Origin of the sequence: Vibrio sp. 1727 (assembly GCF_033344415.1) — a bacterium.
In the GTDB taxonomy this organism is placed as follows: domain Bacteria; phylum Pseudomonadota; class Gammaproteobacteria; order Enterobacterales; family Vibrionaceae; genus Vibrio; species Vibrio alginolyticus.
Genome location: NZ_JAWPOT010000012.1, coordinates 136,689 through 159,939 on the forward strand (window position 1 = coordinate 136,689; position 23,251 = coordinate 159,939).

The 23,251-nt window shown below is 45.5% G+C and carries 27 protein-coding genes; 12 read left to right on the plus strand and 15 right to left on the minus strand.

The genetic code is table 11. The features are described from left to right. Positions 1–64 precede the first annotated feature (64 nt). From R8O10_RS13145 to R8O10_RS13155, 3 genes are all read right to left on the minus strand, one after another. The gene (locus R8O10_RS13145) at positions 65–934 is read right to left on the minus strand and encodes a DMT family transporter (RefSeq protein WP_161440752.1); all 870 of its coding nucleotides are present in this window, start codon (positions 932–934) and stop codon (positions 65–67) included. Positions 935–1,075: 141 nt separating this feature from the next. Next, positions 1,076–2,044 (minus strand): HTH-type transcriptional regulator YidZ, encoded by a 969-nt coding sequence (yidZ, locus tag R8O10_RS13150; protein WP_005374957.1) that lies wholly within the window; start codon positions 2,042–2,044, stop codon positions 1,076–1,078. Further along, the gene (locus tag R8O10_RS13155) at positions 2,019–3,209 is read right to left on the minus strand and encodes an MFS transporter (RefSeq protein WP_262650072.1); all 1,191 of its coding nucleotides are present in this window, start codon (positions 3,207–3,209) and stop codon (positions 2,019–2,021) included. The genes yidZ and R8O10_RS13155 overlap by 26 nt, the downstream gene beginning before the upstream one ends. A 132-nt stretch (positions 3,210–3,341) precedes the next feature. Here R8O10_RS13155 and R8O10_RS13160 point away from each other — a divergent pair, with 132 nt between their 5' ends. Together R8O10_RS13160 and R8O10_RS13165 are read left to right on the plus strand one after the other, a co-directional pair. Further along, positions 3,342–3,812 (plus strand): GNAT family N-acetyltransferase, encoded by a 471-nt coding sequence (locus R8O10_RS13160; protein WP_262650075.1) that lies wholly within the window; start codon positions 3,342–3,344, stop codon positions 3,810–3,812. Between the two features lie 24 nt (positions 3,813–3,836). After that, entirely contained in the window at positions 3,837–4,295 is a 459-nt protein-coding gene (locus R8O10_RS13165; RefSeq protein ID WP_054730099.1) for a GNAT family N-acetyltransferase, read from the plus strand. A gap of 34 nt (positions 4,296–4,329) precedes the next feature. Here R8O10_RS13165 and R8O10_RS13170 read toward each other — a convergent pair whose 3' ends face one another. After that, positions 4,330–4,842 (minus strand): DUF2799 domain-containing protein, encoded by a 513-nt coding sequence (locus tag R8O10_RS13170; RefSeq protein WP_054730098.1) that lies wholly within the window; start codon positions 4,840–4,842, stop codon positions 4,330–4,332. Positions 4,843–5,101: 259 nt separating this feature from the next. On the opposite strand from R8O10_RS13170, the gene R8O10_RS13175 reads away from it, so the two are divergent. From R8O10_RS13175 to R8O10_RS13190, 4 genes are all read left to right on the plus strand, one after another. Next, positions 5,102–5,812, plus strand: a complete 711-nt coding sequence (locus R8O10_RS13175; protein ID WP_262650078.1) for a response regulator — start codon at positions 5,102–5,104, stop codon at positions 5,810–5,812. Further along, positions 5,812–7,254 carry a two-component system sensor histidine kinase CreC gene (gene creC / locus R8O10_RS13180; protein WP_258487795.1) on the plus strand — a complete coding sequence of 481 codons (1,443 nt, stop codon included), beginning with the start codon at positions 5,812–5,814 and terminating at the stop codon, positions 7,252–7,254. The genes R8O10_RS13175 and creC overlap by 1 nt, the downstream gene beginning before the upstream one ends. 75 nt (positions 7,255–7,329) lie before the next feature. Further along, positions 7,330–8,670, plus strand: a complete 1,341-nt coding sequence (creD, locus tag R8O10_RS13185) for a cell envelope integrity protein CreD (protein ID WP_318191465.1) — start codon at positions 7,330–7,332, stop codon at positions 8,668–8,670. Then, positions 8,657–9,085 (plus strand): DUF2809 domain-containing protein, encoded by a 429-nt coding sequence (locus tag R8O10_RS13190; protein WP_053303880.1) that lies wholly within the window; start codon positions 8,657–8,659, stop codon positions 9,083–9,085. The genes creD and R8O10_RS13190 overlap by 14 nt, the downstream gene beginning before the upstream one ends. A gap of 507 nt (positions 9,086–9,592) precedes the next feature. On the opposite strand, the gene R8O10_RS13195 is transcribed toward R8O10_RS13190, so the two are convergent. After that, positions 9,593–10,267 carry a fructose-6-phosphate aldolase gene (locus tag R8O10_RS13195; RefSeq protein ID WP_054576623.1) on the minus strand — a complete coding sequence of 225 codons (675 nt, stop codon included), beginning with the start codon at positions 10,265–10,267 and terminating at the stop codon, positions 9,593–9,595. 258 nt (positions 10,268–10,525) lie between these two features. On the opposite strand from R8O10_RS13195, the gene R8O10_RS13200 reads away from it, so the two are divergent. Together R8O10_RS13200 and R8O10_RS13205 are read left to right on the plus strand one after the other, a co-directional pair. Further along, complete coding sequence (locus tag R8O10_RS13200) at positions 10,526–11,467, plus strand: glycyl-radical enzyme activating protein (RefSeq protein WP_025768602.1); 942 nt, start codon at positions 10,526–10,528, stop codon at positions 11,465–11,467. Positions 11,468–11,469: 2 nt separating this feature from the next. Then, complete coding sequence (locus tag R8O10_RS13205) at positions 11,470–13,908, plus strand: formate C-acetyltransferase/glycerol dehydratase family glycyl radical enzyme (protein WP_318191466.1); 2,439 nt, start codon at positions 11,470–11,472, stop codon at positions 13,906–13,908. An 84-nt stretch (positions 13,909–13,992) separates the two neighbouring features. Here the strand turns inward: R8O10_RS13205 and R8O10_RS13210 are convergent, their stop codons facing one another. Beyond that, positions 13,993–14,538: a TetR/AcrR family transcriptional regulator gene (locus R8O10_RS13210; RefSeq protein WP_054579365.1), complete on the minus strand. Its 546-nt coding sequence runs from the start codon at positions 14,536–14,538 to the stop codon at positions 13,993–13,995. A 98-nt stretch (positions 14,539–14,636) separates the two neighbouring features. On the opposite strand from R8O10_RS13210, the gene R8O10_RS13215 reads away from it, so the two are divergent. The 4 genes from R8O10_RS13215 to R8O10_RS13230 all read left to right on the plus strand — a co-directional run bounded on the left by R8O10_RS13215 (position 14,637) and on the right by R8O10_RS13230 (position 16,183). Further along, the gene (locus R8O10_RS13215) at positions 14,637–15,110 is read left to right on the plus strand and encodes an HPP family protein (protein ID WP_005374998.1); all 474 of its coding nucleotides are present in this window, start codon (positions 14,637–14,639) and stop codon (positions 15,108–15,110) included. 138 nt (positions 15,111–15,248) lie between these two features. After that, entirely contained in the window at positions 15,249–15,464 is a 216-nt protein-coding gene (locus tag R8O10_RS13220) for a TIGR02450 family Trp-rich protein (RefSeq protein WP_005374999.1), read from the plus strand. A 112-nt stretch (positions 15,465–15,576) separates the two neighbouring features. Continuing rightward, positions 15,577–15,954, plus strand: coding sequence for a PH domain-containing protein (locus R8O10_RS13225; protein WP_005386881.1), 378 nt, complete (start codon positions 15,577–15,579; stop codon positions 15,952–15,954). 10 nt (positions 15,955–15,964) lie between these two features. Beyond that, positions 15,965–16,183: a DUF6500 family protein gene (locus R8O10_RS13230; RefSeq protein WP_017634431.1), complete on the plus strand. Its 219-nt coding sequence runs from the start codon at positions 15,965–15,967 to the stop codon at positions 16,181–16,183. Here the strand turns inward: R8O10_RS13230 and R8O10_RS13235 are convergent. The 9 genes from R8O10_RS13235 to fliD form a co-directional block, all read right to left on the minus strand. Then, the gene (locus tag R8O10_RS13235; protein ID WP_005375002.1) at positions 16,180–16,467 is read right to left on the minus strand and encodes a hypothetical protein; all 288 of its coding nucleotides are present in this window, start codon (positions 16,465–16,467) and stop codon (positions 16,180–16,182) included. The two genes, R8O10_RS13230 and R8O10_RS13235, sit on opposite strands and share 4 nt — an antisense overlap. Before the next feature lie 77 nt (positions 16,468–16,544). Then, positions 16,545–17,540, minus strand: a complete 996-nt coding sequence (locus R8O10_RS13240) for a flagellar motor protein MotB (protein ID WP_005375003.1) — start codon at positions 17,538–17,540, stop codon at positions 16,545–16,547. Further along, positions 17,540–18,397 (minus strand): flagellar motor stator protein MotA, encoded by an 858-nt coding sequence (gene motA / locus R8O10_RS13245; protein ID WP_005375006.1) that lies wholly within the window; start codon positions 18,395–18,397, stop codon positions 17,540–17,542. Before motA ends, R8O10_RS13240 begins: the two co-directional genes overlap by 1 nt. 10 nt (positions 18,398–18,407) lie before the next feature. Then, on the minus strand, positions 18,408–19,136 hold the full coding sequence (locus tag R8O10_RS13250; protein WP_005375008.1) for a FliA/WhiG family RNA polymerase sigma factor: 729 nt from the start codon (positions 19,134–19,136) through the stop codon (positions 18,408–18,410). 12 nt (positions 19,137–19,148) lie between these two features. Continuing rightward, entirely contained in the window at positions 19,149–19,649 is a 501-nt protein-coding gene (fliL, locus tag R8O10_RS13255; RefSeq protein ID WP_005375011.1) for a flagellar basal body-associated protein FliL, read from the minus strand. Between the two features lie 22 nt (positions 19,650–19,671). Next, positions 19,672–20,745, minus strand: a complete 1,074-nt coding sequence (locus R8O10_RS13260; RefSeq protein ID WP_318191467.1) for a flagellar hook-length control protein FliK — start codon at positions 20,743–20,745, stop codon at positions 19,672–19,674. Beyond that, a complete protein-coding gene (locus R8O10_RS13265) occupies positions 20,742–21,062 on the minus strand; it encodes a hypothetical protein (RefSeq protein WP_005375013.1) in 321 nt (106 codons plus the stop codon). The genes R8O10_RS13260 and R8O10_RS13265 overlap by 4 nt, the downstream gene beginning before the upstream one ends. Continuing rightward, a complete protein-coding gene (gene fliS, locus R8O10_RS13270; RefSeq protein ID WP_005375014.1) occupies positions 21,046–21,432 on the minus strand; it encodes a flagellar export chaperone FliS in 387 nt (128 codons plus the stop codon). Before fliS ends, R8O10_RS13265 begins: the two co-directional genes overlap by 17 nt. 32 nt (positions 21,433–21,464) lie before the next feature. Next, the gene (gene fliD, locus R8O10_RS13275; RefSeq protein WP_318191468.1) at positions 21,465–22,811 is read right to left on the minus strand and encodes a flagellar filament capping protein FliD; all 1,347 of its coding nucleotides are present in this window, start codon (positions 22,809–22,811) and stop codon (positions 21,465–21,467) included. Between the last annotated feature and the right edge of the window lie 440 nt (positions 22,812–23,251).

A 23,251-nucleotide genomic window follows, 5' to 3' on the forward strand; every position in this document is an offset into this window, starting at 1 on the left:
GAGCTTTACTGCTTTAAAAAGCATAGATGATGAATGGGTATTTGAGAGGGAAAGTTATTACTTTTTATCGGCTTGCCGATTGTTCGTTTGTTTTTTTGGATCGAGATAAAAAAACCAAAGCGATCCCACCAAGAATGATGCCGCTGGTTAAAAGAGTATGCAGTGAAAGAGGCTCGTGGAGTACGATGCTGCCGAGTAGTAAAGCAATGGCTGGCACGGAAAGTTGGCTGACGGCGGCTTGAAGTAAAGAGAGCTTACGTACGACTTGGTACCAAAGTGTATAACCAAGGCCAGAGGCAATGGCACCAGATGCGATAGCGAGCAACACTCCGCTCAAAGAAAGGTGGATTGAGGACAAGATTAATGGCGAAAGGAGCACGCCAATTATTGATGCTGCGATGAATCCCCACGTGATTCCACTACTTGGAGAAGGCGCTTGTTTACCGAGCGCAGTAAACGCAGCCCAACAAACGCCAGAAATCAACATGAGAAGTGCAGAGCTAATATCGGGGCGCGTGGCAGATGGCAACATCAACCAAACAAATCCAACAATTGAAAGGCCGATACCGATGATTTCGAGAAACTGAAAGCGCTCACCTTGCCACCAATAGATTGCCAGTAACGTAAGTTGCACGGCACCAAACAAAAGCAAAGCACCTGTTCCTGTCGCCAGTTGTAAGTACGCGAAAGAGAAAAGGGCAGCGTAACCAAATAACGCCACGCCAGCAAAAAAGCGAAAGCGAGACGTTGGCCGATCGGTTTTCCACTGACCTCTCACGACAAGCAATGCGATTAAGATAACAGCGCCAGATATCAATCGAACGAGAGTGAAGCTTCCTGCATCAATTAACCCTTCGGCCAATGCAAGTCGGCACAATAATGAATTGGCAGCGAACGCCAGCATTGCAATGGCAGTGAGTAAAAAGGTCGACATCCTTGATCCTTAGCGTGTAAATGAACAGCTAGTGTAGATCCAAAAGAACATTTTTATTAGTTGATAAAGTGATTAGTTATAGCTATCAGAGCAAGAAAGTCATTAAAAATAACCAGAGAAAACCTGACCTTAGCCTGAGTCTTACTGTGGTTGGGAAGGTTGTTTGTACAATGACTTAATGGTGTTTTTCAACCATAGCAATTTGGGATTGTACGCATTGCGTTTATGCCAAATCATGGTAAATGGAATCAGTAACTTGTCTTGTTGAGCTTGGTCTAATGGAATTGGCAAGCACACCAAATCGAGATGCAGCTTTTCTGTGTAACTTTTGCAATAGTGCGGCGCGGTGGTGATCATGTCATGCGTCGGCTGCGCTGCCATAAAAAGGGATTGCTCAAAGTTGGACATCGTCAGCCCGATAGAGCGCTGTAGCCCTAGTTCCGTTAATACTTCATCCAACGCCCAAGTTTCACTTTTTTCCCAAACAATATTGATGTGTTGGTAGCTCAGAAAGGTCTCGAGATTCCACTCTTGCTGTAATGCCGGATGATCTTTATGTAAATACACCATCGGCAGGTCATAAAATAGAATCTCAAAATCCAAGAAATACGGCAGAAGATCCAACGACTCTTTCGATCTCGGGTGACTCTCTCGGCCGGTAAAACCGATATCCGCCTCTCCTCGAATGATGGCGTCGAGTGAATCGTAATCCCAGTTACTGGTTTTTACTTTCGCTTCAGGGTATCGCTGGTGGATAGCGACGATGAGTCTGTCCAGCACTGTGAGCACTAATGGCGACTCAATCGTGATATCAAAACGCACTCCTTTAGGCGTAATATCGCTGCGTTTTTCTGCAATTTGGCTGCCAATTTGCAGCCATTCTGCGAGATCTTGCTCCATGCTTTGTGCCAAAGGCGTTGGCGCAAGACCTTTAGGTGTTTTGACAAACAAAGGATCATCGAACCAATGACGAAGTTTGTTGAGCGACTTACTTACGGTAGAGGGCGTAACGTTCAGCTTTTTCGAGGCTTTCGAGACGCTTTGCTCTTGCAGCAATAATTGCAGAGTGAACAGTAAGTTTAAATCAAGTCGCGCTAGGGATTTCTTCATAATGGGTATCGTGAACAGGCTTTGGAATCAATAGTATTAGAGCAAGGCTGATTACGCTACCTAACACTAAGATAAACACCAACATATTCAGTGCACTAACGCCGATGAAACCCATAAACCAAATATAGAACGCGGAACTACAAACTTGAGCAATGCCCAGTAGTGAGCTCGCCACGCCAGCTTGTTGAGAGAATGGGCTGAGCGCTTGGCTCATGGCCACGCCAAAGCCACAAGCGAAGCCAGCGCAAATCAGCCCAAGTCCGAACACATAGTAATGAGATTGTCCATCATGGAAATAGGCAGCACTGAGCACGATGCCTGCACAAGCGAGCAATACTTGAGAGGTTATCATTAAGGTTCGCTGTTTAAAAATCCCCAATACCAATGGTGCCGAGAACGAAATCAACATACTGATCGTCGCAGTACCAGCCATGATGGAAGAATAGCCACCGCGATCAAAACCAAGCATGCTCATCACGACAATTGGTGAAGCGTTAACAAAGGTCAGAATGGTGGTCACTCCAAGTGCAGTAATGATCAGCCTACTGATAAAAAATCGCTCGAAGAAAGTCTCTTGATGGCTCTCTGGCGCTGTCTGTTCTTCACCTTGTTGGCTGGGTAGTGATTCCTTGAGAACAAAAATGGCCAATACACTGACGAGAATGCCCATTCCTGCCATTGTGGTAAACAAACTCGGCCAAGGAAATTTCAGCATAATCAAGTGACCAATCACGGGTGCGCTCACTGGAATGATACAGGTGATGCCATTGAGCATCGACAATACTCTCGCGCGGCGTTCATCGTCTAACGTGTCGCGTAAAATCGCGAACGCAACGACATAGCAAGATCCAGCACCGATGCCTTGGCAAAAGCGAGCAATCAAGAAAGTGTTTGGTTGCTCGGCCATCCCGCCGAGAAAAGATGCGAGCACGAAGATCATCGCGCCGACGACGGCAACGGGCTTTCGTCCCACAGAGTCTGCAATTTTTCCCGCGAATAACATCGTGGTAGCCATGCCAGCTAAATAGATCGAAAACGCAATATGCAACTGAGATTCACTGGCGTTGAGATCTGACGCAATTTGAGGCAAACCAACAAGATACAAATCAATGGCAGTAGGGTAGAGTAAGACGAGTGCAAAACTGCAAAGTAAAAAACGGGACATGGAAACCTCTCTATCGAATGGCGAGGATAATAGAGTGCTAAACGTTTGCCTGCGAGTGGGAAATACGACACCAGGTATTTCTATTTACGACATACCCTGTATGAATTGAGCATAAAAACAACAAGGAAGATTATGATTACCATTGAAAAGTATTCGCCTGAGCGACATGAACAAACTTGCGAACTTAGCGTGCTAGAAGAGCAATCGCAGTTTACGGTCGCGGATGTGGGTGAAATGCTTACGCGTCTTGAACCTACAGAGCTTCCGCATCTGATTCTGGCGGACGATGACGTGGTTGGCTTTTTTCTATTTGATGCAGCTTACAGCGAGAAATACGATTTTTGCCCGAAAAACAGTTTAGGCGTGCGTGCTTTGCTGGTGGATCACCGTCATCAAGGCAAAGGCATCGCCAAGCGAGCCATTCAACAGTTTGCCAATTTCGCCAAACGCCATTATCCCGAGTTTGATGCGCTTTATCTCACTGTGAATTGCCGCAACATACCTGCTTATCAGTGCTATGTAAAATCAGGGTTTGAAGATACCAATGAGCTTTACCACGGCGGCCCCGTTGGACCGCAACACATTATGAGACAGCCGCTTTAGCTAGGAAAAACCAAGGATGGAAAGATGAGGATTGAAATCGACAATTTAGAACGGCCGCAAGTGATAGCGCTGTTGGAAGGACATTTACAGGACATGTACGCCACGTCACCACCAGAAAGCGTGCATGCGTTAGATTTAGATAAGCTCAAAGCGCCAGAAGTGACATTTTGGACCGGATGGAAAGGTGAGCAACTGCTTGGGTGTGCGGCGATTAAAGAGTTGGATGACCAACACGCGGAGCTGAAATCCATGCGCACCACGCCTACGGCAAGAAACCAAGGTGTGGCATCTCAATTATTGATTCATGTGATTGAGCAAACGAAGCAAAAAGGTTTGCAGCGCTTGAGTTTAGAAACGGGCTCGATGGAGTTTTTTAAACCAGCGCGCCTGTTGTATGAAAAGCATGGCTTTGTGTACTGCGAGCCGTTCGGGGATTACGAACTCGATCCGAACAGTCAATTCATGACCCTAGAACTGAGCTAGGGCCATGAATTTTTAGAAGCTAAATCCAATCGATTTAGAAATTCAGATTCAAGTTGATGGCTGGCGACAAGAGGCTTGAACGCTCGTCAGCCAATCGCTTTCTCTTCTCTTTCAGTCTCTTGGCATTATCTTTGTCTGGATTGCCATCAAGCTGATTATCGATGACCGAGATTTCAGTATCGATTTGTTGGATGCGTTGCTGGCGTTGATATTCTTGATGACCTAACTGGTAGTTCTCAATGAACTCTTTGCTGCTGCACACACCGTAGTATTCTTTGCCTTCGATACCGACAGTGTACCCATTGTCTGGTGAGCAATATTGGATAGTGCCTTTATCAAAGCCTTCTTTCCATTTCGCTCGGTCGGGTGTCACACCCGCTTCACCACAGTCTTCGGTATAGCTATTGATAATGTTTGGATCGTTGCCATCTCGGCCATCTTGATAACCTACGTTGTACCAGTTCGCCGTTTTGCACTCATCCGGAGACATGCTGGCGCAACCTGAGAGCAAAGTCAGTAAAGCCAGGGGGATTAGCGCTCTTTTCATCAGTGACTGTCCTTTAAATAAAATCGAATTGATAACTTGAGTTTAAAATGAACACTGTTCATATCAATGGTTGAAATCATTGTATTCACAATTGTGGTGACTCATTAATCTAAGTGATAAATTTATTATGCTGAATAGAAGTGTGTTTGATTAGTATTATCCACGAACTGCGCCTTTGCTGCATCAATCCACTAGCCTTGGCCCCAAATTAAGTGATAATACCAACATAAAGATAAACACCGTCAATGAGGCTAAGACATTGAGCGAACAACCCACCGTCCTTATTATCGAGGATGAAGCTGCTATCGCAGAGAACCTGATTCATGTATTAGAGATGGATGGCTACCACGCAGAGTGGCTTGCAACAGCAGGAGAGGGCTTGGCCTTTTTGCAGCATAACTCAGCATCGTTACTTGTGTTAGACGTAGGCTTACCGGATGGCAATGGTTTTGAATTATGCAAAACCATCCGTGAGTTTTCTGATATTCCCATTATCTTTCTCACCGCAAGAAGCGATGAAATTGACCGTGTAGTCGGCTTGGAGATTGGCGCGGATGATTACGTGACTAAGCCATTTAGTCCGCGTGAAATGTTGGCTCGCATTAAACTTAGAATCAAAGCTAAAGCGCCAATGATGGAGCACAAACCAGAGCCTGTGACTGTTCCAGATCAACCTCAATTGAGCCATGATTTGGTTGCGCAAAACTTTGACTACGGTGTTGGCGGGCAAATGCTTGGGTTAACTGCGGTCGAATTTAAGATTCTCGATAAGCTGATTTCCGTCTCTTCCAATGTATTGAGCCGAGAGCAGCTCATGGTCGCGGCAGACATGGCGCCAGAGGCTGCATACGAGCGCAATATCGATACCCACATCAAAGCCATTCGCCATAAGTTGAAGCCGTTTGAGATGTCTGAACGCATCTGTACCAAACGTGGCTTTGGTTACTTTTACTGCATTAAAGGTGAATGATGAATCGCTGGCCGAAGATCCCGCTTGGACTCAGACTGTTTTTTCTCTACTTCATCTTAGTCGGAATGACGGCTTACATGGTGAGCAAAACTGTCGTCCAAGAACTTAAGCCAACCGTGCGTCAAACCACCGAAGAGACGCTGGTGGATATGGCGAACTTGCTCGCGGTATTGGCAGAAGAGGACGTTGCAAACGGAAAGTTGTCTGAGAGTCGCTTCTCCAAACTATTAGCGGCTTATGGGCAGCGAGAACCTCAAGCGCGCATTTGGGAAATTGGCAAAAAAGCGATTAACCATCGAATTTACATCACCGATAAACAAGGGATTGTGATTGCGGATTCTTGGCAGCAAGACGTAGGCAAAGACTACTCGCAATGGAACGATGTTTATCTCACGTTGCGCGGTCAATACGGCGCACGCAGTACCATCGAAGACCCGAAAGATCCGCTCTCAACCGTTATGCACGTTGCTGCGCCCATTTACCACAAAGGCGAAATCATTGGCAGCGTGACGGTGGCAAAATCCAATCGCTCAGTACAACCCTTCATCGATCTGTCTAAACGCAATGTGTTGTTTTGGATGGTGTGGATGAGTGGTTTAGTGCTTTTGGCAGGGGCATTGTTTGCTTGGCGAATTCACTCGGCACTGAACAAGCTAGAAGATTACGCAACCAAAATGGGTGAAGGCGAAAAGGTTTCTAAGCCGACATTTCGTATCTTTTATGAGTACGGCACGCTAAGCGACGCATTAGAGAAAATGCGCAACCAGCTCGATGGCAAACAGTATGTGGAAGAGTACGTACAGACGCTGACTCATGAGCTGAAAAGTCCGTTATCAGCGATTAAAGGCGCGAGTGAAATATTGCAAATGCCGTTGCCTGAAGAAAAGGTCACGCGCTTTGCTAGCAACATTGAGCGAGAAAGCGATCGCATGCAGTCATTGATTGATAAGTTGCTCGAACTGGCTCGTCTTGAAAAGCGCCCTGAACTAGAACAAGTCGAAGCTATCTCGCTAAAACAAATGGTCAATGAAGTGGTTGAATCGGCGGATGCGCGTTTGAGTGCAAAGTCGGTGATTGCCAACATCCAAATTGATGACCACCAAGCCGTGCTTGGTGATGCCTTCTTACTGAAACAAGCCGTTTTTAACCTGATGGACAATGCGCTGGATTTTGTTGATTCAGAGGGATGCATTGAATGGAAAGCTGAGGTCACAAAAGAGAAGGTGTGCTTGTCGATTTTCAATTCAGGTCCTCACATTCCCGACTATGCAATGCCTCGTTTAACCGAGCGCTTCTACTCCCTCGCTCGGGAAAATGGCGTTAAGAGCACTGGGCTTGGGCTGAATTTTGTTGAGCAAGTGACCAAGCTGCACAAAGGTAAGTTGCAAGTCGAAAACGTCGATTCTGGCGTGAAAGTGACCCTTATTTTACCAACTCCATAGAAACTCCACATTAGCTCCATTCGTTCTCCAAATTGCTGATTTAGATTACTCCCATCAGCAAATGGAGAATGAAATATGAAAAAGATCCTCAATAACCAACTCGGCACGAAGTTCGCCTTCGTGCTGTTTTTGTTTGTCTTATTGCAAATCCCGCTTTCAATGGTCACAGGGCTGATCTCAGAGCGCTCATATCGCCAAGATGAAGTCAGAAATGACATCGCACGCAGCAGCAGCGGCGAACAGCGCATCATTGGTCCATTCATCATGGTTAACTACACCGAAACCAGTTACCGAGATGACAAAGTACAGATTAAAGAGCGTCGTAAATTTCTTTTACCCAGCACTTTTGATATGAGCGCGAATCTGGACAGTTTTGAAAAGTACCGAGGCATTTACCGCGCGCGTTTATACAAAGCACAAGTGGCACTGAAAGGCGCTTTTGATGCAGACGATCTCGCGGCGTTGCAGGGGCTTGATATTGAAAACATGAGCCTAGTGGTTGGCATTGAAGACAGCCGTGGATTGATTCGTTTGGATGACATGACCATGGCGAGCTCTGATATCGAAGTCGCACCGGGAACGGGGTTAAATCAGTTACCACAAGGCTTCCACAGTGATCTGACACTTGCAGACCTAAACCCAGCACAACCTTTGGCATTCGATCTTAACTTCTTGCTACAAGGGATGGGACAGCTTCAAGTCACACCAATTGGCAGTCAAACAACGGTTGAACTCTCTTCAACTTGGGCGCATCCAAGCTTTATCGGTGATTACTTACCGGTGTCATCAGAAGTATCTGAAGATGGATTTAACGCACAGTGGGCGAGCAACAACTTCTCTACCAATATTGCGCAGCTGTTCCAAAGCTGTTTGTCATCGAATCACGCTTGTCACGAGCTTGAACAGCGACAAATGGGCGTAGATTTGATTGATCCCGTGGACCACTATTTGAAATCTCACCGAGCTGTGAACTATTCACTGTTGGTTATCACATTAGTATTTGCGAGTTTCTTCTTACTGGAGCTGTTCCAAGCGCGTCCGGTTCACCCAGTACAATACGGCTTTATTGGTCTGGCTTTAGCGCTTTTCTATCTATTGCTGATTTCGATGAGTGAACACCTCGGCTTTAACTGGGCATATGTGGTGTCAGCAGTCGCATCGACGGGGCTTTTAAGTGTTTACGTGAGCGGTATGTTGAGCAACACCAAACACGGCGCGATCTTCGGAGCGTGTTTGCTCACTCTCTACGGATTACTGTTTGGCTTGCTACAAGCAGAAAGCTACGCATTGGTCATGGGGGCATTACTGTGTTTCGCGATTTTGAGTTTCACTATGGTCATTACACGCAACATCGACTGGTACGCACGAAATAAGAAAGCGGAAGAAAGTGCAAAGGCGAATCATGAAGATGTTTAAACGAGCAATTCTCACTGGGCAGCCAAGCAATATGGTGGAAGAAACGTCTGCTATCCGCCTGCAATTTTCTGCAAAAAATGGACTCAAAAGCTTGGTGTGTTTTATCGCATTGGTCGTTATCGCGCTCTATGTTCGAGACAGCTTTATTCGTCCGACAGTTGGTGATGTTCTCGTTGTGGTTTGGCTCTACTACTTTCTTGCAAGCTTGTTCTCCATGCCCGTTAACTGGCTGGTTTCACTGGTGGTGTTGATTGCGTTTGCTGTTGAGTTAGGGCAATTGTTACAGGTCGCGGTTTGGCTTGGTATCGAATCTTCATCGCCTCTGGCTGTGATTTTGGGCGCCACATTTGATTGGAAAGATCTGCTGGCTTACTGCATCGGGGGTCTACTGTGTTGGTGGATGGAAAAGAAATGAAAACCGAGATGAAAGCCATTGCGCTACCAAACCGACTCCGCCATTCCAAACGAGGTATTCGTAAAAGGATCAAAATCAGTTTACTAAAGCGCGTGTACCTTTGGTCACTGACCAACAGAGAACTGCTGTAAACATCACCTCTTTATATGAAATACAAAAGGGAATCTCAAACTCACCGGCGCACAGGGTGAGTTAAGATTCCCTTTATTAATAGGGGCTATTGAGCTTTCAAGCTGATTTTTGCAGCTGTTTGTGGGTAATTTATATGAGGCAGAGACATTTGAAATGTAGTTGGTGTAACTGATAAGCCGGTAATGAAGTAGAAATGAACCACAAACGCTGCCCGAAGGGTTCGGCTAAAAGCGTTTTACTCTTTGTTGAGAGGTAATTGCTTAGAATGACTAGGCGGCAAACCTCTCGCCGCGATTAAAACGCTTTTATCTCGAACAAAATTTAACCATGAAAGTTCAATAGACCCTAACTAAGACATCTAGCTGCTACTTTTAATTAGCTTTCAAATGAAAGTTTATCGCCGAACGTCTCTTTCCAGTCTTTATCGAACTGTTCAACCGCAGGTTTTACTGCTGGGTGAGCGAACATTTGTGCCGCCACATCGGTTGGTAATGTAATGGCTTCGATACCAAGTTTCATCACCTCCATCGCTTGTTGAGTGTTCTTGAAGCTGGCTGCCAAAATCTTCGCTGGTAGTTGGTTTTGATCGAGCAACAATTGAAGATCCGCGACCACTTCAACACCGTTGCCGTTCATCGCATCAATGCGGTTTACGTAAGGTGCTAGGTAGTCAGCACCGCACAGTGCCGCTAGGAAACCTTGTTGAGCTGAATAGATAGCGGTAGCAAGAACCTGAATTCCCTCTTTTTTCATTAGCTTAATTGCCGCTAATCCGGTTTCTGTGGCTGGCACTTTTACCACCATATCGTAAGGCAATTCATTCAGTTGGCGCGCTTCTGCCACCATGCCTTCGACGGTTGAACTCACGACTTGAGCGTGAAAGCGAGGTGTACCGCCAAGTGCTTCTTGCATGCCTGCTAGGGTTTTATTCAGTCCCTGTTTTGACTTCGCCAAAATGCTTGGGTTTGTCGTCACGCCTTTTAGCGGTAGGCATTGGTTAAAGCGTTTTACTTCTGCCACATCAGCAGTATCTAAATAAAGTTCGATCATGGTTTCTACCTTAAACAAAATCTTCGTTTTGATGATGGGATCACTATAGATCTGACAATCGAACGAGATCTTGATTTTGATCAATTGAAATTTCATTTGAAACTATAATAATTTCATTAAATGAAAGTTAAGTGAAACTTGTAAATGCTCAAATGAAGCTTTCAGTTCGAACAAAGAAAAGCCGTTCATAAGACTTAACCAGCACAAAAAGAAACGAATTAAGTAAAAGCGGTAGCACAGACCAAGAGGCAAGCAGAGATGTATTTCAATATTCAACGATTCTCTACCCATGATGGCGATGGCATTCGTTCCATTCTTTTTCTTAAAGGATGCAGCTTGTCTTGCCCTTGGTGTCAAAACCCAGAAAGCCGCAGCGAAAAGCATTCACTGCTGTTTGATCAGCGAAGCTGTATGGAAGGTTGCCAGCTATGCGTTTCTGCTTATCAAGCCACAACTCAATCCAGAGCGGATAGTGAAACGGTGAGCGATGGTATTCAACGCATCGACAACCAGATCATCATCAATCGCAAAGCCATCAAAGAAGACCAACTGATCGCGCTGCGAGACGTCTGTCCTACGCAAGCACTGACTGTCTGCGGTGAAGAGGCGAAATCAGACATGTTGTTCGACACCTTGATGAAAGACAAACCTTTCTACGACCAAAGCCAAGGTGGTGTGACCTTCTCCGGTGGTGAGCCACTCATGCAAGCCGATTTGGTAGCAGAGCTCGCGCAGCGTCTGCATGACAACCAAGTCTCTACCGCTATTGAATCGTGCATGCATGTGCCGTGGAAGAACGTCGAAAAAGCCGCGCCGCATATTGATTGCTGGTTGGCGGATTTAAAACACACTGATGAAGAAAAGTTTCTTAGCTGGGCGAAAGGTTCACTAAAACGCATCAAAGACAATTTCCGAAAACTGGCACCTATCGCGAAACGCATTGTGATTCGCGTTCCCGTTGTGCCGGGGTTCAATGACACCATCGAAGAGTTGAAAGACATCATCGATTTTGCGGCTTCACTAGAAAGCTGCCAAGAACTTCACTTGCTGCCGTACCACACGCTCGGCATCAATAAATACCGTTTGCTCGATATGCCTTACGAGTGTTCTGACAAGCCATTAAACAAACCAGAACTGCTAGAAAGCGCCATGCAATACGCAAGCGAAAACACCCAACTTAACGTGATTGTAAGAGGTTAACTATGGACCTGAATTACCTTCCTGAGCGTATCAAAGCGCACAAATCGGCACTGGTAAATATCGTAACGCCACCTGTCTGTACCGAGCGTGCAGAGGCATACACTCGTGCTTATCAAGCAAACGAAGACAAACCTGTGATTGTCCAACGTGCGCTAGCACTGCAAGAGCACTTACGCACTCGTACGATTTGGATTAAACACGATGAGTTGATCGTCGGTAACCAAGCGAGCAAAGTACGCGCTGCGCCTATTTTCCCAGAATACACAGTGCGTTGGATTGAAGCGGAAATTGATGAGCTAGCCGACCGTCCTGGTGCAGGCTTTGCTGTTACTGAAGAAGATAAGCAAAGCATCCACAGCATCACACCGTATTGGCGCGGTAAAACTGTTCAAGACCGTTGTTATGGTTTGTTTACTGATGAGCAGCAAGAAATCTTAGCCAGCACCATCATTAAAGCCGAAGGCAACATGACTTCGGGTGACGCGCACCTTGCGGTGGATAACGAGAAAATCTTGAAGCTAGGCATGAACGGTTTGCTAGAGGATGTTCGTCAGCACCGTGCTAACAATGATGTTTCGACCTTTGAAGGCTTGAAGAAAGAGCAGTTCTACAAATCAGTCGAAATCGTGCTGCTTGCGATTCAAGATCACATGCTGAGCTATGCTGAATTGGCGGCAAAAATGGCGCTAGAAGAGACGCGCCCCCTACGCAAAGCTGAATTAGAAAGCATTGCTGCAAACTGTCGTCATGTAGCAAGCCACGCACCAGAAAACTTCTGGCAAGCACTGCAATTGAGCTACTTTGTTCAGTTGATGCTACAAATCGAATCGAATGGTCACTCGGTTTCTTTCGGTCGTATGGACCAATTCCTAAACGAATTTTATGTTCGCGATATCGAAAACGGCGCGATTGAAAAAGACTTTGCACTAGAGCTTTTACAAAGCTGCTGGTTGAAGTTGCTTGAAGTAAACAAGATTCGCTCTGGTGCACACTCAAAAGCATCGGCAGGTTCTCCGCTGTATCAAAACGTGTGTATCGGCGGTCAGAAGTTGAATGAAAAGGGTGAGCCTGAAGATGCAGTGAATCCACTTTCTTGGGCGATTCTGGAATCTTGTGGTCAGTTACGTTCGACGCAACCTAACTTGAGTGTGCGTTACCATGAAGGTTTAAACCAAGAGTTCTTAATGGGCTGTATTGAAGTGATTAAATGCGGCTTCGGTATGCCAGCGTTCAACAACGATGAGATTGTTATTCCTGAATTCATCAAGCTTGGTGTAGAGAAAGAAGACGCTTACAACTACGCATCTATCGGCTGTATCGAGACGGCGGTTCCCGGCAAATGGGGTTACCGTTGTACGGGCATGAGCTTCATTAACTTCGCTCGTATCCTGCTCGCTTCATTGAACGAAGGTGTGGATGCAACAACGGGTAAAGCTTTCTTGCCGCACGATAAGTCATTAGCAAAAGGCAACTTTGAGAACTTTGAGCAAGTGACGGCTTCTTGGGCAGAGCAAATCCGCTACTACACCCGTAAATCGATTGAGATTGATACGGTAGTTGACAGTGTGCTTGAACAGCAGGCACAAGACATCTTCTGTTCAACGCTGGTGGATGACTGTTTGGCTCGCGGTAAAACCGTGAAAGAGGGTGGTGCGAAATACGATTGGGTATCTGGCTTACAAGTCGGTATCGCAAACTTGGGTAACAGCCTAGCTGCCATCAAGCACCTTGTTTTCGATGATGCGCAAATCACCCAGCCCCTTATCTCACAACAACAGCTAGCAAAAGCATTGGCTGAAGATTTCGACGGCATGGAGAACGAACAACTTCGCCAACGTCTGATCAACTTTGTACCAAAATACGGTAACGATGATGACGCAGTAGACCAACTACTGGCAGACGCGTACCAAGTGTACATTGATGAGCTAGAGCAGTTCGTTAATACGCGTCAGGGTCGTGGTCCAATTGGCGGCGGTTACTACGCAGGTACATCAAGTATCTCGGCAAACGTCCCATTCGGTGCTTCAACCATGGCAACGCCAGATGGTCGTAAAGCGAAAACGCCGTTAGCTGAAGGTGCAAGCCCGTCATCTGGCTCAGACCGTTTAGGTCCAACGGCTGTGTACAACTCGGTCGGTAAGATCCAAGCGAACAAGATCCTTGGTGGCGTGCTGCTTAACCAGAAGTTAAGCCCGGCGGCGGTTGAGTCTGAAGGGGATAAGCTCAAGCTTTCTATGTTGATTCGTACCTTCTTCAACCACCACAAAGGTTGGCACGTGCAGTACAACATCGTTTCTCGTGAGACCTTGTTAGCCGCGAAGAAGAACCCAGAGCAATATCGTGATCTTGTCGTGCGAGTTGCAGGCTACTCAGCGTTTTTCACCGCGCTATCACCAGATGCTCAAGACGACATCATCGCACGTACTGAGCACGAGCTATAAGTACACTGATTAACTAAAACAAAAGGCACCGACTGGTGCCTTTGGTTTGAATACTTAATTCGCGAATGACTATACCTGACCGCATTACAGCTTGTGCAAAATGGTCACGCATTTTTTCGTGACGTTGTCGTACTCTTTCGTCATGTAAGCGGTAGTGATCGCGCCCTCTTTCATGATGCAAATGGCATCAAGTAATGCAGCGTTGTCTGATTTGAGATAGCGTTGAATTAGCTCTCTGACTTGCTGCTTATGGTAGCGGCAATACGTTGCGATCTCGCCACTGTCGTCACTGAACTCCGCGGACGTATTGATGAAAAAGCAACCGCGAAACTCGCCCAACTTTTCTTCAGAGCCATGAAACCAGCCGTTGAGTGCTGTAAATAACTGATCGATCACCTCCGCGCACGTTTGTGCTGAAGAAAGCTTTTCCTCCAACCATTCCATAAATATTTCGTGGCGTTGTTCTAATGCGGCGATGATAAGCGCTTCTTTGCTCTCAAAATGGTTATATAGCGTGCGTTTAGCCACGCCGGAAACATTGAGGACTTCATTGATGCCAATAGAGTTTATGCCTTGTTTGTAAAACAGTGACAAAGCTGTGTCGATCAATAACTGTTTCTTTTTGTTCATAACTACGTCCTCAAAAAGTTCCATAAACACATATTGACAAAGGTAGACAGTTTTGTCTATTTTATTTTGTAGACAATTCGGTCTACTTTGAGGTGTTTATGAATAATTTAATTTTATCGTTGGTTGCCGGGCTTGGCGCTACGTTGGCTATTGGCGTATTGTCCTACGCTGAGGTATCTCTTACTGAGGTAGTACTTCTCATGGCGCCATTTGGTGCTACGGCGGTGTTGGTGTTTGGGGTGCCTAGCAGCCCTCTCGCTCAACCCAAAAACGTGATCATTGGTCACTTTATCACGGCCTCTATCGGTATTGCGTTTAGCCAGTATGTTGACGTCACGCCGGTCACGCTCGCGATTGCGACGGGGCTAGGCGTGTCTGCGATGCTGATTACGAAGACCACTCATCCACCTGCGGGTGCAAATCCAATTTTGATCATGGCGTCTGGGCAGGGATGGAGTTTTCTCTTCACGCCTGTCCTGATTGGCGCGGTAGTGATTGTTCTGGTCGGTAAAGGGTTACAGTTGCTACAAAGTCAGTACCTAAACCCTCGACTGAATGGTCAGAAGACCTAGTCGGATTGTAGTTAGAGCCGCGAAAGGGAGTGATCTCTTTTGCGGTTTTATCTTTTGTCGGTTTGCAAAAACAAAATCTGATTCTCTCTTGGTATTCAGTCGTATACATCAACATGGTAGTTAAATTGGTACAATGCGATGAACAGAATCCACCCTAAGAAACTATTGCACAGTAAATGGACGGCAATTTCACCTAAAAACAAAGAGAAGCATTTTGTCGTGACGGAAATGGAACTAGATGAAGATGGTAACGTTGTGAGATGTGTCATCGAGGCAGTCATGAGTAAACGCGACCGAGAGATGAACTGGCAAGACCTAAAAGACTCTGAGCAATGGATGCAAGGGTGGAAGTGAGTGACGCTTCGTTGTTGGGCGAATCAAGCAGAAACGTGCGTTGCGAGTAGGCAAAAGTGGTGCTATCTGATACGTTGATAATTCGTTCTAACGCCCACTCAAAGGATTAATTATGATTGATTTCGACAATTCCTCTGTATTTAAGCTTAAGCCGATTGACGTTTCTAATGCCAGAGAAGACTTCCTTAAGTTCTTGATTGATGGTGAGACTATTTTCGCTGCTTTTAAAACAGTTCGTGACCAAGTGGTGTTTACGAACAAGCGAGTGATAGCGGCAAATGTGCAAGGGATTACCGGCTCAAAAGTGGATTACACTTCTTTGCCTTACAGTAAGATCAATGCATTTTCTATCGAGACCTCTGGTACTTTTGATTTGGATTGTGAAATCGAGTTCTTCATGAGTGAGGTGGGAAGAGTGCGTTTTGAAATTAAAGGCTCGTTTGATTTGATTTCTTTCAACCGTATGGTTAGTGAGTATGTACTAGGTTAAGGGATTAGAAATGAGAGCTTCGCTGAGAGACAAAATTATAGAGGTCTGTGACAAAAAGATCGCGAGTAAAGGTGAATTGGTTGGTCTCTCATTTTATGCGTTTTTCGCTAATAAAAATGACGACCCAGAGCTGTTGATGGAAGCGGCTACGTGGTGGATTCAGACTCATCAGCTCGACCACTTCGAAAAAGCAGTAAAAATAAAATCAATGGTCGAGTCGGGGAGCTAAATTAAAAAAAAGAAGTAAAGAAAGCAGACAAATGCTAATAACGTTGCGGACAAAACAGGGTAGATAATGTAAGAGTCCTGCTTGTTGGTTCGTTGAAAACATAGCGAAACAAGTAAGACGTTATAAACAACAAGTAACAAGCTGATCATGGTTCCGCTGTTTAGTGTCATACTTGATAGCTGAGTTAAGAAAAACGCCAATAAAAGGTAATCGAAGACAATGAGCCATAAAAAGGCTTTCTTCAGTAAGTCGCTTTTTCTTTTTTCGGATGATGTTATGTGCATATAGAACTCAACTAAAAAGTCACAGTAACAGAGGCTTTGGTTAGAGAGGTCACCATCAGAGTGGTGACCTTTTAAGATTATAATTCTTGAATTTTTACTTCGCTGGTGGCGGTATCGCCGGAGTAATTGATGACTTCTTGACGAATGACTGGTTGGTTGAATTCAGCCTTATCTTTCGCTTTTTGCAGTTCACTTTCTTGGTGGTTGCCAAAAAGGGTCTCAAGCACTTTAGCGGCAGGAGTCGTTAAAACAAACAGCTCAATACGACGGTTTTCGCTAGAATCTGGCTCATCAGGATTAAGCAGCGCTCTATCTGACATACCCGTTACCTGCATTACTCTATCATCCGGCATACCGCCTTCAACTAACGTATTTCTTGCTACGTCTGCTCGAGAGGCTGATAACGCCCAGTTAGATTGACGACCAAAACGCTTTTTAAATGGAATTGCATCTGTGTGTCCGCTGATGATCAGAGGGTTGTTAACACGATGAAATACAGGTGCTAGTGCGAGCAGTAAATCTTCAAAAAAAGGAGTAAGTTCTGCACCACCACGGCTGAACATGTGCTGTTTGTAATCATCTTGAAGGACGATACGCAAACCTTGTGGTGTCACCGTGACGTTTACATTTCCCTGCGCGTTAATTTGGGCAGTCATTTGCTCAATTACTTTCGCTAGTGCGGCAAGTTGCTCTTGAGTATCGAAGTTACCAGGAATCAAAGAATCAATTTCTGGTCCATCCCCATCACCTTTGAAGTAAGAGCTTACCACATGGTTGGAGTTGTGTTTACTTGGCACAGAAGAGTCCTGTGCCAAGTCGATAGGAGAAATACTTTGTGACGTATCAAATGGGTTGCCGTAACTCTTGTCGAATACGCTTGAACTATGCAAGTGGGCAACAATCGCTTTACGCTCTTCTTTGTCTACCACCTGCATAACCCAAAGTACAAGAAACAGCGCCATTAGGGCGATCATGAAGTCAGCAAACGCGACTTTCCACGCGCCGCCATGAGACGACTCATCATGGCTGTATACTTTGGCACGTTTGAACACTACATGCTCTTGTTTTTGCATTATCCCTCCTGTTCAGCTAACCACTTCTCCATTTGGTTGAATGTTGGTTTGATGTCTAGCTGAATATGTTTACGACCAGCGTCAATGGCGAGCAATGTCGGCTTTTTCGCTACGTAGGCAACCAAGGTTGCACGAACGCACTCAAAAGCAGTCATATTACGTTTTACTCGCTGAGCCATGGCGTTACTTAGTGGATCTAAGCCACAGTAACAACCGAAAATACCAATGAATGTACCAACGAGAGCTGCCGCAACGTGATAACCAATCATAGCGATTGAGCCATCAATAGCTTGCATGGTGATAATGATGCCACCAACTGCTGCAAGAATACCGAAGCCAGGTAGTGCTTCTGCTGTACGCTGTAGTGAGCGTGAAGGTAAAAGCATTTCGTTCTGTATTGCTTCGATTTCTTGCTCTAGCAGTCCCTCTAATTCATGAGGCGACATCTGTCCCATTGCCATTAAACGTAAATTGTCAGTAATGAAAGAAATTAGGCGATGATCTTCTGCGATCGTCGGGTAAGCGAGGAACATAGAGCTTTGCTCCGGAGCCTCAATATGAGAATCCAGAAACTTGTATCCGCGGTTTCTCGCTGTCTCTAGCAAGTTGTTGAGTAGTGCCATTAATTCCATGTAGTACTCATGCTCTTCTGTTGGACCTTTAATGGTCGCTGGCACTTGGCGACGCATTTCTTTCAGTACATGAGGCGGATTACCGATGATCAGAGAACCAGCAGCGGCGCCAATAATGATAAGGAATTCGGCTGGCTGCCAGATAGCACCTAAGCTACCACCGGCCCACATATATCCACCGAAGACGCACACCAGGATAGTGAGCACTCCAAAAAACTTTTGCATCTTGTGACTCCTAAGAGGACATTAATTGGTTGAGTTGTTTCAGCGCTTGTTTGTGAAGCTGACATATACGAGGTGGTGTCAGATCCAATACCAGAGCTATTTCGTGTAAGTTGAGTTCATGTTGATAGAACAGAGTCAGGAGCAGTTGATCGCGCTTAGGTAACTTACCCAAAGCACTGTCTAAACTACGACGAATATGTTCATGTTCCATGCCATCGTATTGTCCGCCAATGTAGCTATCACCGCTGCTCTCCATCAGTTGGTCAAGGCTTTGCATCTCGCCTGCGAGAGCGGCATTTTGACGGTTGTAATAATCTTGCTCATTCGTCCCTAAAGCCTGGATGATTTCGGCATCCGTTGGCATTCGACCTAACGTTCGAGTGAGATCTCGAGTCACGTCGTTGAGCTCGTGGGCTTGTTGACGAGTCTTACGTGAACGCCAATCTAGTCGGCGTAATTCGTCTAAAATAGCTCCCCGAACTCGACAAACGGCGAAAGCAGGAAAGTGAGGATCGTCAACATCGCCATATCGGCGTCCAGCCTCGACTAGAGCGATGAGGCCTATCTGCTGCATATCTTCAATACTACAGTGAGAAGTGGCATGAACGCGCAGCTGGTTAACTACGCGTTTTACCATGACCTGATGACGTTGTAGCAATGCGTTTTCATCAATTGGTCGTGACGGTGTTGTCACTTCCTCTTCTGTGGTGTAAGTGTCTTGTACATTCATGTCTAACATGGTTGTGCTCCGTTATTGCACAACATATTTAGTCAACAAAACATCGTCGATTTCTCGGACGATGTCTGTTTTAGCAAAAGCGAGTAGAAGCGTTTGCTTCACTTCGTCTTGCAGAATATCGATGGCACCCGCTTGCTGTAACTGATCAAACGTTTTGTCGCTAAACAGTTTTAATAGAGAGTTTTGTACCATAGGCATGTATTCATCGATCTCTTTGATACGCTCTGGGCGGCGTGTCTCAATTGCCAGTTCTAGCATCACAAAGTGAGTCTGTTTCTTGCCTTTAACGGTCAAAACGACTTTGTCCAAAGGATGGAAGCTAGGACCTTTGCTTGTCGGTTGTTCTGTGACCAAAAAAGACAGTGGGGAGTCTTCGATCAGTGAACCAGAGTCAGGTGACTCTTGAGCGTGTTTGTTTAAGTACCAGATTCCGCCCATAATTGTGACGGCCGAAACGAGGGCACTGGTGATGATCATGGCGATAAACAGGGCGATCATTTGTTGTTTGGTCATAACCTTTTTCCTCGAAGATTCACTAAGCTTGAGTGCTTAGCCAGTGTTCTGAATAGTTAGTTGTTGTCGTGGTTTGGAATGCACCAGATTCTCGTGCGGCGAAAATATTGGCGTCTTCTTCGTTTGCATGTGGGTCATTTCGACCTTGGTTTTGATCAGAGCCAACATTGACATCGACATGAACGAAGTTTTGCTCTTGTAACTCAGTACGCAATCGTTCCGAAACTTGCATTAAAGCTTCTCGTGTTGCTGCGGCATTGGCGTTGATGTGGACACTCAATCGGTCACCTTCAACACGTACAAGTAAATCCAGTTTCCCCAAGTCTGGTGGGTCTAGGCGGATTTTTGCTTCTTGTACATTTTGTTGAGCTTGGAGCGTCACGCGATCATGTAAAACTTGCATCATTTGCTCCCCCCACTTTCCGGCAGTGGTATCAACACGCACCGCTGCCCACTCAGAGCCTTGAGCTTGAACATGACTCGTCGCAACCGGTGAATGTGCAGGTTGTGTTGTAGGAGCTTGTGCTTGAAGTAGAGATGCGGTTGGTTGCCCTTGAACAGGTTGATTCAAAAGAGTTTGAAACTCAGCACCGGAGATAGGCAAACGCGAACTCGATGAAGTCGGCAGACTTTGCTTCACATCTTGTTTTGATGATGTGTTTAACATAGCGTTAGACGAATCTTGAGTAACAGACTTAACTTCGCTCGCAGTCATTAAAGATGACGCTTTTCCTAGTTTCTCAGCCTGCTTCTCTACCATGGTAATCATACCCTGGGTTAAAGCTTGAGCTTGCGCTGCAAGATCAGTCGATTCTGTTAACCCTGGTGTACTGGTCAAGTTGGCATCCGGATCTGAAGCTGAGCGGTCATCAGTATCAAAACCATGACTTTGTACTTTGTTTGCGCTGTTCAAAGTAGAGGCCGTAAGGTGAAAACTCGGTACCGCTGACGCAGAGTTAAAGTCTTGCTCACCATTCTGCTTGTTCCCTGATTTAAAACCATGAGAAAAGCCGTGTACCGAGCTCGCTTGCTTGATGTGACCCTCACTATTAGCTGGCGAATTACCCGAGTGCTGAGTTGAAGAAGGTATGATCATTGAGTCAGCTCCATGGTCATTGCTAATTGATAGGCCATAGCGCGTTCTTGATGGTCATTGACCATGTTCATCTCTTTTTTCAACTCGTTGGTCGACTTCTCTAATACTGCGAAAGCATTAGCGTGCACTGTTTTCGCTCGCTGGATTTCAGGGGCAAGCTTAGGATCTTTCAAAAAAGGCTTGTGACTGATCAAAAGCTCTCGCAACTGCAAGTCGTACCGCTTGAGCGCATGCCAATCGGCCGTTTTTGCGGCGAACTGGATGAGCTGAGATAAATGACGGAATCGCTCTGGCGATACTTTATGCTTGTTGTCCAAAATTCATCCAACCTTCACGAATGTTACCCATTACACGCTCAACGTTAACCAAGCGATTTGCATCGTTTTGCACGCTAGCGTAATAAAGTTCGACTTGGCAGAAGTCATACAGCTGGCGTAGGTTTTCCGCAATTTCACCGCCGTTTTCATCATCTAAAGCACTTGTTAGTCCAATCAAGATGTTCATGCATTTGTTGATTCCATTCCCTTTCTCAGCCAAACGATTTGCGGCTAGGTGGCCGCGAATACGTTCAACTTCATCGAGTAGGCCATCGATTAACATGATGACTAATTGGTGTGGATTTGCTGCTGCCGCTTGAGCGTCGAGATCGACTTGTTGGTACGAATCGTAACCAGAATCCATAAGCATGAATATTTCTCCTAAATTTGGAACCAAATGTCTTATTTTTGAGCATTAAACATGGACATGGTTTGGTTCATTTGGGTCATAATTGAATTCATTTGAGTGAATTGTTTGAGATAGCGGTTGTACGACATTTCGTACTTACGCTCTAAATTGGTTTGTTTATCTTTGATTCGGTCTAAGCTTGACTGTATTGCGTCTTTACGCGTGCTGAAGGTACCTGATGAGAACTTCAAGAAAGGTTCTACCATCGCGTCAAGAGAATCTAGCAAAGCGTCATCCCCATTAAACAACGCCTCTAAGCCTGCGCTGTTTGTTTGTTGAGCTTCTTTGAACTTTTCTTGATCAACTTTCATTTTACCGTTGCGGTCTAGGCTCACGCCGATTTCGCTTAGGCGCATACCATTGTGTTCACCTCGGATTAACCCCGTTAACTGACTCTCAATAGAACGCAATGTCGAGTCGCTAGCGAGCACGCCGCGTTTCTGATCTTCACCGCCAATTTGGGTGTACTGATCGATAGTCGAAACAAGGGCATTGTAGGTTTCCACAAACTTATCTAGTTGTTCTTTAGTGCCTTCGCTATCAGCTCCAATTTTTAAACCGATTGGAGAATCTCCCGCGGCTTGCGGTTTAGATACGGTAATGTCAACACCGTCGATGACACCTTCAAAAGTATTACTTGCGTTGGTTAGTTTCAGGCCTGAGTCTTTTGCACCTAGCCACATAACCGCATCTTGCGGAGCGTTGATTTGCTTGAGGTTGGTGAAGGCGTCTTCAAACCACGCTTGGCCAGTACCCGATGCAGATACGTTGATCTTATTTTCGACACCAGTCTCAGTGCTCGATAGCATAAAGTGTGTTTGACCATTCGAGCGAACTAGAGTGGCGTTAACGCCAGGGTTGTCCGTGTGATTGTTAATCGCACTGGCTAAATCGCTGATCGTTGCAGTGCCGTCACCATTAACATCAACGGAGGACAAGTCTAGAGTCATTGTTTCACCGTTGATGGTGAATTCTAAAGATCCAGTAGTTGGTACTTCTGTCGTCGCCTCAAGGTCTGCAGGCATTCCTGTAGATACTTGATGCGCCGATGCCACTTTTTCTACAAAAATCTGATAGTTACCCGTTAGCGCTTTAGCATCCGCGTTTGCAGTAAAGTTACCTTCTTGAGAGAGTGTCGCACTGTTTTTGATGATGCTGTTTGTGCTGTTATTCATCTCTTTCATTGCAGTACGAAAATCACGTAGTGCGCTTTCAACTTTATTAAAAGCTGACAGTTGTGACTGGTACACATTAGCTTGCGCTTGGTAACGGTTTTTGAATGGGTTTGTGTCCAATTGTGCGAATTGGGTTGCCATTTTTACTGGGTCTAAAGAACTCATGAGGTGTGCTCCTCTCATCTCTTATTGGCTTGAATACTTTGAATGCTACGCCTTAGTTTAATTATCAGTGGCAAGATGCGTGCCGTATATTAAATTCAATTAAAACAAAGGTTTAAAGCTATTTTGTTTTCTTGGGAGGAAGTGGTGTTTCCACCTTGTTTGTTCCGCCTTCCTCCATGGAAAAAGTAATTTCCTTATAAGAAAAGGCGACCTAAACAAAGAAAATATTTAATTGTATTGACGGTTCTAATTAGGAGAGATGTTTTAATTAGACGTTATATTCAGCCTTTACTTCAGCTTGATTCAGATAATTCTTACAGAGTGCATTAATTGCGTTCTGATATTATTTTTGATAGTGCGATGGGCTTTGTTGCTTAATTCGGTGAGAAGACATGGTAGCCCCATGTTGATCAGTTCTTAAACAACATACCGAGTTTCAG